8 protein-coding genes are annotated in these 10,208 nt (G+C 72.0%); 7 read left to right on the forward strand and 1 reads right to left on the reverse strand.

Annotated elements, in window-relative coordinates:
- Positions 1-138 precede the first annotated feature (138 nt).
- Positions 139-1,071 (forward strand): DMT family transporter, encoded by a 933-nt coding sequence (locus MOX02_RS11280; RefSeq protein WP_238178870.1) that lies wholly within the window; start codon positions 139-141, stop codon positions 1,069-1,071.
- Between the two features lie 20 nt (positions 1,072-1,091).
- Here the strand turns inward: MOX02_RS11280 and MOX02_RS11285 are convergent, their stop codons facing one another.
- A complete protein-coding gene (locus MOX02_RS11285; protein WP_147025891.1) occupies positions 1,092-1,367 on the reverse strand; it encodes a hypothetical protein in 276 nt (91 codons plus the stop codon).
- A 367-nt stretch (positions 1,368-1,734) separates the two neighbouring features.
- Here MOX02_RS11285 and ileS point away from each other — a divergent pair, with 367 nt between their 5' ends.
- The 6 genes from ileS to MOX02_RS11315 all read left to right on the forward strand — a co-directional run bounded on the left by ileS (position 1,735) and on the right by MOX02_RS11315 (position 10,049).
- Positions 1,735-4,713 (forward strand): isoleucine--tRNA ligase, encoded by a 2,979-nt coding sequence (ileS, locus tag MOX02_RS11290; protein WP_147025892.1) that lies wholly within the window; start codon positions 1,735-1,737, stop codon positions 4,711-4,713.
- A 67-nt stretch (positions 4,714-4,780) separates the two neighbouring features.
- Complete coding sequence (gene lspA / locus MOX02_RS11295) at positions 4,781-5,296, forward strand: signal peptidase II (protein ID WP_147025893.1); 516 nt, start codon at positions 4,781-4,783, stop codon at positions 5,294-5,296.
- A 177-nt stretch (positions 5,297-5,473) separates the two neighbouring features.
- Positions 5,474-6,127: a hypothetical protein gene (locus MOX02_RS11300; protein WP_147025894.1), complete on the forward strand. Its 654-nt coding sequence runs from the start codon at positions 5,474-5,476 to the stop codon at positions 6,125-6,127.
- Positions 6,128-6,243: 116 nt separating this feature from the next.
- Complete coding sequence (locus MOX02_RS11305) at positions 6,244-7,665, forward strand: M16 family metallopeptidase (RefSeq protein ID WP_147025895.1); 1,422 nt, start codon at positions 6,244-6,246, stop codon at positions 7,663-7,665.
- A gap of 62 nt (positions 7,666-7,727) precedes the next feature.
- A complete protein-coding gene (locus tag MOX02_RS11310; RefSeq protein ID WP_147025896.1) occupies positions 7,728-9,011 on the forward strand; it encodes a M16 family metallopeptidase in 1,284 nt (427 codons plus the stop codon).
- 105 nt (positions 9,012-9,116) lie between these two features.
- Positions 9,117-10,049: a ring-cleaving dioxygenase gene (locus MOX02_RS11315; RefSeq protein WP_147025897.1), complete on the forward strand. Its 933-nt coding sequence runs from the start codon at positions 9,117-9,119 to the stop codon at positions 10,047-10,049.
- The last annotated feature ends 159 nt before the right edge of the window (positions 10,050-10,208 follow it).

Here is a 10,208-nt window from a genome sequence, read left to right on the forward strand (position 1 = left end):
CCGACCGGGTGAGGGGTGCGACTTTCCCAGAGAGGGCGAACCCTCTCCCGAATGGCAGAGGAGACCCGCGCTGGCCTCGGTCGCCTCGGACGTCCGGAGCCGGTAAGGCCGCTGCCGTCGATCGGCGGAGGTGGTGCGGTGGCAAGGGAGGGGCAGCGGACGGAAGGCGCGGCGCCCGGCGACCCGGGGGCGCTCCGGGCCGACCCGCGGCGGCTCGCCGGCATCGCGCTGATGTGCGGGACGGTGGCGTTCTTCGCCTGCCTCGACGCCTCCGCGAAGGCGCTGGCCGGCCTCGGCGTCGACCCGCTGCTCACCACCTTCATGCGCTACGCGGTGAGCGTCGCGCTGATCTCGATGGTGCTCAACCCCGTCACGACGCCGCACGTGGCCTGCACCCGGCGCCCGCTGCTGCAGATCGTGCGCTCTCTGCTGCTGTTCGGCTCGACCGCCTTCAACTTCGTGGCCTTGCGCCACCTGCAACTCGCCGAGACGCTCTCGATCCAGTTCGCCGCGCCCCTGGCCGTGGCCTTGCTGGCGGGGCCGCTGCTCGGCGAGTGGTCCTCGCGCGAGCGGCTCGGGGCGATCGCGGCCGGGTTCGGCGGGGTCCTGGTGATCGTGCGGCCGGGTCTCGGCGAGGTGCAGCCCGCCGTGCTCTACAGCCTGGGCAACATGCTCTGCTACGCGCTCTACATCATCACGACGCGCAAGCTCGCGGCCTACGATTCCACCGCGACGACGATGTTCTACTCCGGCCTCTCGGGGCTCGCCCTGATGAGCCCGCTCCTGCCCTGGATCTGGACGAGCCCGGGCACGCCCCTCGTCTGGGCGCTCCTCGTCGCTGTCGGCCTATTCGGCACGCTCGGGCACTGGCTCCTCGTCCTCGCCCACGCGCGGGCGCCCGCCAGCGTGCTGGCGCCCTTCATCTACACGCAGCTCCTGTGGTCGGTGCTGCTCGGCCACCTCCTGTTCGGCGACGTGCCGCAGGGGACGACGCTGGCCGGGGCGGCGATCGTCGTCGCCTCCGGCCTCTACCTCCTGGCGCGCGAGCGTCGGGCACGGCCGGCCGCCTGAGACGGCCGCGCCCGGATACCTCAGCGGCGGTGATGGCGGCGGTGGTGACGGTAGCCGCGTCGCGAGCGCAGGTCGGTGCGGTAGGCGCGGCGGCCCGGATCGATGCCGAGCGCGCCGTTGACGGTGCCGACCGCGCCGCCGACCGCGCCGCCCACGACGCCGCCGATCGGGCCGCCGACCCGGTCGCCCTCGGCCGCGCCGCGGCGCGCGCCCCCGACGAGGCCCTGAGCCTCGGCCGCGCCCGACAGGGTGAGCGCCGACAGCGCGAGCGTGGCGGCGAGCAGGATGCGTTTCATGACAGGTTTTCCTCGGTTCGTTGTCTCGCTTCCTGGGAGCCGCGGCACGGCCTCGGAAGGTTGGATGTTCAACGGCCGAGCTTGGAAAAGGTGGCAGCCGCGGGATGCGAAGCCGACTGCGTAGCGAATGCGCAACAGGTCGGGCCGCGCATGGCTGCTGGCCTCCGGCCCGCGCCGCTGCTAGAAGCGCCTCCCATGCGCGACGTCTGCGATCCGCGCGGCTTCCGCCGCCCCTCACGAATTACGGGCCCGGCCTCCGAGTGAGGCCCCGCGCCCGCGCGGGAGCCCCGGATGCCGGGAGAGCGAAGCCGCCGGTCGACGGCCGGCCCGACAGACCCGCCCGACGAGCGCGAAGACGCCTGAATCCATGACCGACTCGACCGACGCCGCCCCGGCCGCCCGGGACTACTCGCAGACCCTGTTCCTGCCCCGCACCGAATTCCCGATGCGGGCGGGCCTCCCCGTGCGCGAGCCGCTGCTCCTCGAGCGCTGGGAGCGGACCGACCTCTACGGCCGCATCCGGCAGGCGGCGGAGGGCCGGCCGAAATTCGTGCTGCACGACGGCCCGCCCTACGCCAACGGCAACATCCACATCGGCACGGCCCTCAACAAGATCCTCAAGGACGTGATCGTCCGCAGCCAGGGCGCGCTCGGCCTCGACGCCAACTACGTGCCCGGCTGGGACTGTCACGGCCTCCCGATCGAGTGGAAGATCGAGGAGCAGTACCGCGCCAAGGGCCGCAACAAGGACGAGGTGCCGGTCATCGAGTTCCGGCAGGAGTGCCGCACCTTCGCGGCCCACTGGCTCGACGTGCAGCGCGCCGAGTTCAAGCGCCTCGGCGTCACCGGCGACTGGGACCACCCCTACTCGACCATGGCCTTCCCGGCCGAGGCGGCCATCGCGCGCGAGCTCCTGACCTTCGCCATGACGGGCCAGCTCTACCGCGGCTCGAAGCCGGTGATGTGGTCGGTGGTCGAGAAGACGGCGCTCGCCGAGGCCGAGGTCGAGTACGAGGACCACGTCAGCGATACGATCTTCGCCGCCTTCCCGATCCGCGAGGGGGCAGGGGGCGACCTCGCCGGCGCCCGCGTCGTGATCTGGACGACGACGCCCTGGACGATCCCCGGCAACCGCGCCGTCGCCTACTCGCGGAAGGTCTCCTACGGCCTCTACCGGGTCGCGCAGGCGGCCGACGACAACTGGGCGAAGGTCGGCGACGCCTTCATCCTCGCCGACGCGCTCGCGGCGGGCGTCCTCTCGGCGGCGCGCGTCGAGGCGCACGAGCGCCTGCGCGACGTGGGAGCGGACGAGCTTGCCGGCTTCACCCTGTCGCACCCGCTCGGCGGCCACGTGGCGGGCTACGACTTCCCGGTGCCGCTCCTTGAGGGCGAGCATGTCACCGAGGAGGCCGGCACCGGCTTCGTCCACACGGCGCCGGGACACGGCCGCGAGGATTTCGAGCTGTGGATGGCCAACGGCCGCCGGCTCGCGCAGCGCGGCATCGACACCCGCATCCCCTACACGGTGGACGCCGACGGAGCGCTCACCGGGGAGGCGCCCGGTTTCACGGGAAAACTCGTCCTTAACCATAAGGGTGAGAAGGGCGACGCCAACAAGGCGGTGATCGCGGCCCTCACGGAAGCCCGCAGCCTGATCGCCCGCGGCGTGCTGCGCCACAGCTACCCGCATTCCTGGCGCTCGAAGAAGCCCGTCATCTTCCGCAACACGCCGCAATGGTTCATCGCCCTCGACCGGCCGGTCGAGAGCCTGGGCAGCCGGACCCTGCGGGAGGTCGCCATGCAGGCTATCGAGGACACGCGCTGGGTGCCGCCCCAGGGCAAGAACCGCATCAACGGCATGGTCGAGAACCGGCCCGACTGGGTGGTCTCGCGCCAGCGCGCCTGGGGCGTGCCCATCACGGTCTTCGTCCGGAAGGGGACGAGCGAGGTCCTGCGCGACGAGCGCGTCAACGCCCGCATCGTCGCGGCCTTCGCCGAGGAGGGGGCGGACGCTTGGTTCACGGACGCGGACGGCGCCCGCTTCCTCGCGCCCGAGCATGACCCGGCCGACTACGAGAAGGTGACGGACGTCCTCGACGTCTGGTTCGACTCGGGCTCGACCCACGCCTTCGTCCTCGACGATCCGGAGGCATTCCCGGGGCTTGCCGGTGTGCGCCGCCGCCGCGACGGCGGCGAGGACACGGTGATGTACCTCGAAGGCTCCGACCAGCACCGCGGCTGGTTCCAGTCCTCGCTCCTCGAATCCGCCGGCACGCGGGGACGCGCGCCCTACGACATCGTGCTCACCCACGGCTTCGTCCTCGACCCGAAGGGGCTGAAGATGTCGAAGTCGAAGGGCAACGTCGTCGCGCCGCAGAACGTCATCAAGGATTCGGGGGCCGACATCCTGCGCCTGTGGGTGGCGGCCTCCGACTACGCGGACGACCTGCGCATCGGCCCGGAGATCATCAAGACCTTCGCCGAGACCTACCGGAAGCTGCGCAACTCCCTGCGCTGGATGCTGGGCTCGCTCGCCCACCGGGTGCCGGGCGAGGACGTCGCGCTCGCCGACATGCCGGAGCTCGAGCGCTTCATCCTGCACCGCCTCTCCGAGCTCGACGGCGAGATCCGCGAGGCCTACCGGACCTTCGACACGAAGCGGGTGGTGGCGCTGCTCAACGGCTTCATGACGGGCGACCTCTCGGCCTTCTATTTCGACGTCCGCAAGGACACGCTCTACTGCGATCCCATCTCCTCAACGGCGCGGCGCGCGGCGCTCCAGGTCGTCGACGAGACCTTCCGGCGCGTCACGATCTGGCTGGCGCCGGTCCTCGCCTTCACGGCCGAGGAGGCGTGGCTCGACCGCTACCCGTCCGAGGACGGCTCGGTGCACCTGCAGACCCTGCCGGACACGCCGCAGGCGTGGCGCGACCCGGCCCTCGCGGAGCGCTGGCAGAAGATCCGGCGGGTGCGCCGGGTGGTGACGGGGGCGCTCGAGATCGAGCGGGCCGCCAAGCGCATCGGCGCGAGCCTGGAGGCGGCGCCCGTCGTCTCGATCTCCGATCCCGACCTGCTCGGGGCGCTCGACGGGATCGACTTCGCGGAGGTCTGCATCACCTCGGGCGTGCGGGTCGAGACGGGCGAGGGGGCGCCGGGCGCCTTCCGCCTCGACGAGGTGCGCGGCGTCGCCGTCGTGCCGGTCCAGGCCGAGGGCCGCAAGTGCGCCCGTTCCTGGCGCGTCAGCCCGGATGTCGGCATGGATCGGGACTACCCCGATGTGACGCCCCGCGACGCCCTCGCCCTCCGGGAATGGGACGCCGCCCACGGCAGCGCGAGCGCGGCGTGAGGCCGCGACCGACCGGCCGGCACCCTCCCGCCCCGGGGCGGGAGGGGATAGCCCGGGGCGCACGGTCATGACGCCCTCCCGAACGCCCTTCCGCCTCGGCCTCGCGGCGCTCCTCGCCACCCTCGTCCTCGATCAGGCCTCGAAGCTCTGGCTCTACCTCGGTACGGACCTCGTGCTGACGCAGCCCTGGCGCTTCGGCCCCTATGCCGAGTTCGTCGTGGTCTGGAACCGGGGCGTCTCCTACGGCCTGTTCCAGCAGGAGGGCGGCTTCGGGCGCTGGTTCCTCGTCGTCCTGTCCCTGGTGGCTGCCCTCGGCCTCGGCGTCTGGATGCGCCGGGCGCACTCGCGCCTCCTCGCCCTCGCCCTCGGGCTGATCGCGGGCGGGGCGCTCGGCAACGCCATCGACCGGGCGGCCTACGGCGCGGTGTTCGACTTCGTGCATCTCCACGCCGGCACGTGGTCCTGGTACGTGTTCAACGTGGCGGACGCCGCCATCGTCGCGGGCGTGATCGGCCTGATCCTCGACGGGCTCATGCCGCAGCGCTCCCCGCGCGGGCCGGCGGAGAAGAACGCGGTCCTGTGATGCGTAAACCACATCGGCGTTCTCTCGGGCCGGTGCCCTGGTGCAGTGCAGTCAAGGCGCCATACGATCGCCTGAAACCGGGATCAGGCCGAGACGGCCGGATCAGATCGCCCTGAGCGCGACCGCCGCGGGCCCTGCGCGAGGGACCCGAGGCCCGGCCGGAACCTGTGGGGCAGCATGACCGGGTATCGCCGTTTTCTCCTTGCCACCGTCGCCGGCCTCCTCGCTGCCGGAACCGCCCAGGCTCAGACCGCGGAGCGGGGCGAGATCATGCGGGACACGCTGAGCACGCTCGGCCTGATCGAGAAGGACCAGCCCGCGATCAACTATCGCGAGCGCGCTCCCCTCGTGATGCCACCGAAGCTCGAAGGCAAGGCGCTGCCCGCGCCGCGCCCCCGCACCGCCTCGCCGCAATGGCCGAAGGAGCCCGAGGTGCTGCAGCGCGAGCGCGACGAGGCCGAGCGCCGCGTGCCGAAGGGCAACCAGGCGCAGGGACGCTACAACGACAACAACGCGACGCTCGCGATCGACGACATCCGCTCGGGCCGACGCGCCAACGCGAACATGACGACCGAGCCCGAGCGCAAGCCCGGCGACAACAACCGCGACTCGTTCTGGGTCAACCCGCTGGAGCTGATGCGCGGCGTCGGCCAGGAGAAGACCGAGCCCTCGATCGCCGAGCCGAGCCGCGATACCCTCACCGATCCGCCGAACGGCTACCGCAAGGCGCCGCGGAAGGTGGTGGTCGATGGTCGCGACCCCGTCAACAATGCGAGCCGGGAGCGGGAAGAAGCCGATCCCGGAACCTATCTACGCTCGCAGGGCCGCTGAACGGCCGGCGGCCACGGTATGAGATTTGCCCGGCTCAGGACCCCGACAGGGTCGCGGCCGAGGACGTGAGCCAGAACCGGACGGTCCGCGGGACGGGCCGCACGAAGGACATCAGGATGCACCTCTTCCGGAAGCCCCCGATCGCCTCGACGGCGCTCCGCCTGCCCAGCCGTGCCGAGGCCCCCGTCCTCGCCCATGCCGGGCGCCTGGAGGCCGCGCCGTTCGGGCGCTCGGAGGCCGGCGGCCCGGAGGTCTCCTCGTTCAGCCTCGACAACGGCCTCGACGTGGTGGTGGTGCCCGACCACCGCGCCCCCGTAGTCACGCACATGATCTGGTACCGCAACGGTTCGGCGGACGATCCGCTCGGCCAGTCCGGCATCGCCCACTTCCTCGAGCACCTGATGTTCAAGGGCACCGAGACGCACCCGGTCGGCGCCTTCTCGAAGGCGGTCTCGGGCCTCGGCGGCCAGGAGAACGCCTTCACGAGCTACGACTACACCGCCTATTTCCAGCGCGTCGCCCGCGACCACCTCAAGACCATGATGGCCTTCGAGGCCGACCGCATGACCGGGCTCGTCCTCGACGACGCCGTGGTGGCGCCCGAGCGCGACGTGGTGCTGGAGGAGCGGCGCATGCGGGTGGAGACCGACCCCTCCGCCCAGCTCTCCGAGGCAATGGCGGCCTCGCTGTTCGTCCACCATCCCTACGGGATCCCGATCATCGGCTGGATGCACGAGATCGAGGAGCTGAACCGCCACCACGCCCTCGACTACTACAAGCGCTTCTACACGCCCGAGAACGCGATCCTCGTGGTCGCCGGCGACGTGACGCCCGACGAGGTACGCCGCCTCGCGGACGGCACCTACGGCCGCGTGAGCCCGCAGGGTGCCCGTCCGAAGCGCCTGCGCGCCCGCGAGCCGGAGCCGAAGGCGCTGCGCCGCCTCAGCGTGGCCGACCCGAAGGTCGAGCAGCCGACCCTGCAGCGGCTCTACCTCTCGCCCTCCTGCATCACGGCCCGCGACGGCGAGTGCCACGCGCTGGAGCTTCTGGCCGAGGTGCTCGGCGGCGGCGCCACCTCGTACCTCTACCGCAAGCTCGTGCTCGAGGCGGGAATCGCGGTCAATGCCGGCGCCTGGTACATGGGCTCGGCGATCGACGACACCCGCTTCTCCGTCTACGCCGTCCCCGCCGAGGGCGTGAGCCTGGAGCAGCTGGAGGACCAGCTCGACCGGGTGCTGCGCCGCGCGCCCGCCGAGGCGCTCGACGCCGAGGCGATCGAGCGGGCCAAGACCCGGCTCGTGGCCGAGACTGTCTACTCCTCGGACAGCCAGTCCTCCCTCGCGCGCATCTACGGCTCGGCGCTCGCCATCGGCGAGACGATCGAGGAGGTGCGCCGCTGGCCCACCGACATCGAGGGCGTGACGAAGGAGCGCCTCGCCGCGGCGGCCGAGCGCTACCTGACGCCGGCCCGCTCGGTGACGGGCTACCTCATCAAGTCCCGCGAGGCCGACGCCCCGGTCTCCGTCGCGGCCGCCTGAGGGCACCCGCGCCGACATTCCGGGCGCCCGCTGCGCGCCCGCACAAGAACAACGAGGTTCCCATGAACTTGGCCGAAACCCCCACCCGCACCGCGACCTCGCCCACCCAGGCGAAATCCGTCGCCACCGCCAGTGGGGTCGAGGCGTGGCACGTCGAATCGCCGGTCGTGCCCATGGTCGCGCTGGCCTTCACCTTCGAGGGCGGCGCCGCGCAGGACCCGGAGGGCAAGGCCGGCTGCGCCCAGATGCTGGCGCGCCTCCTCGACGAGGGCGCGGGCGACCTCACCTCCGACGCCTTCCAGGAGCGGCTCGCGGCCCGCGCCATCGAGCTCTCGTTCCACGCCGGGCCCGACGCGATCGGTGGCTCGCTGAAGACCCTGGTGAAGCACACCGAGGAGGCGATCGACCTCCTCGCGCTGGCGCTGACCAAGCCCCGGCTCGACCCCGACGCGATCGAGCGCGTGCGCGCCCAGACCATCGCCGGCCTGCGCTACCAGCAGAACGACCCGGGCGTGCTGGCCTCGCGGCGCTTCTTCAAGGAGGCCTTCGCCGGCCACCCCTACGGGCGGCCCTCCTCCGGCACGCTCGAGAGCATCGCGGCGATCACCCGCGACGACCTCCTGGCGCTCCACGCGCAGGTGATCGGGCGCGGCGCCATCAAGGTCGCGGCGGTCGGCGCCATCGACGCGGACGCTCTCTCGGCCGCCCTCAACCGCTCCTTCGGCGCCCTGCCCGAGGCCGGCACCCTGCGGGCCGTGCCGCGCACCACCGTGCAGGACCTCGGCCGCCGCGTCGTCGTGGACCTCGACGTGCCGCAATCGGTGATCCGCTTCGGCATGGCGGGCGTGCCCTGGCGCGACCCGGACTTCATCCCGGCCTACGTCCTGAACCACATCCTCGGCGGCGGCGCCTTCACCTCGCGCCTGTTCCAGGAGGTCCGCGAGAAGCGCGGCCTCGCCTACTCGGTCGGCACCTCGCTCGTCAGCCACCGCTCGGCGGCGATGACCTGGGGCTACACCGCCACCAAGAACGAGCGCGTCGGCGAGGCGCTCGCCGTGATCGGCGACGAGATCGGCCGCCTCATCACCGACGGCCCCTCCGACGAGGAGCTGCAGAAGGCGAAGGACTACCTCACCGGCTCCTACGCGCTCGGCTTCGACACCTCGACGAAGATCGCCCACCAGATCGTGCAGATCGCCTTCGAGGGGCTGGGCATGGACTATATCGGCCGCCGCAATGCAATGGTCGCGGGCGTGACGCAGGCCGACATCCGGCGCGCCGCGGGCCGCACCTTCGCGGACGGCCGCATGCTGGTGGTCGCCGCGGGCCGGCCGACGGACTTCTGAGGCGGGCTTCGAGAGGCGGCGCGCGGAAGACCCCTGGCAACCGGGCGCGCCGCCGCCATCTGAAGGGACCCGCTTCGCCCGAACGCGCCCGCGGAGAGGTTCCCGATGCAGCTCACCGGACTTCACCACCTCACCGCGATCACGGCCCGGGCGGCGGACAACCTCGCCTTCTACACCCGGATCCTCGGCCTGCGCCTCGTCAAGAAGACGGTGAACCAGGACGACCTCACCGCCTACCACCTGTTCTACGCGGACGGCGTGGCGGCGCCCGGCAGCGACGTCACCTTCTTCGACTGGCCGGCCCCGCCGGAGCGGCGGGGCACCAACAGCATCGTGCGCACGGGCCTGCGTGTCGCCGGGCCCGACGCGATCGCGTGGTGGCGCGAGCATCTCGCCCGCGAGGGCGTCGAGCACCTGACCCCGATCGAGCGGGACGGGCGCCTCACCCTCGACTTCGAGGACGGCGAGGGCCAGCGCCTCAGCCTCGTGGACGACGGCGGAGCCGGGCCGGCCCATCCGTGGACGGGCAGCCCCGTGCCGACGCCCCACCAGATCCGCGGGCTCGGGCCCGTGCGCCTCGCCGTCGCCGAGACCGCTCGCACCGAGGCGGTGCTCACAGAGGTGCTCGGCATGCGCCACGACCGCACCTTCGAGCTGCCGGAGGGCACGGTGCGCGTCTACGCCATGGGGGAGGGTGGCGCGGGCGCCGAGCTTCAGGTCATGCAGGACGCCTCCGCCCCGGCCCGCCAGGGTGCCGGCGCCGTGCACCACGTCGCCTTCCGCGTCCCGGACGCGGAGTACGGGGCCTGGGCTGACCGGCTGCGGGCGAAGCGGATGCCTTCCAGCGGCCCGGTCGACCGCTACTACTTCCGCAGCCTGTACTTCCGCGAGCCGAACGGCATCCTGTTCGAGATCGCGACCGAAGGTCCCGGCTTCACCGCGGACGAACCCCTGGAGAGCCTCGGCGAACGCCTCGCCCTGCCGCCCTTCCTGGAACCGCGGCGGGCCGAGATCGAGGCCGGGCTGAAACCCCTGTGATCCAGTGGCCGTCGGGGCGTTTAAGAATTCAGAGCCGTTCTAGACAGTAGAACCATCCCCCGCATGCGGTGCTGCCATGCCTTGACGGGCGCGGTGCACGTGCGAGAAGACGCGCCAAAAGTTCGCGAGATTCGGAGTCACCTTCACCGATGAGCAAGT

It is taken from the genome of Methylobacterium oxalidis, assembly GCF_007992195.1.
Taxonomy (GTDB): Bacteria; Pseudomonadota; Alphaproteobacteria; order Rhizobiales; family Beijerinckiaceae; genus Methylobacterium; species Methylobacterium oxalidis.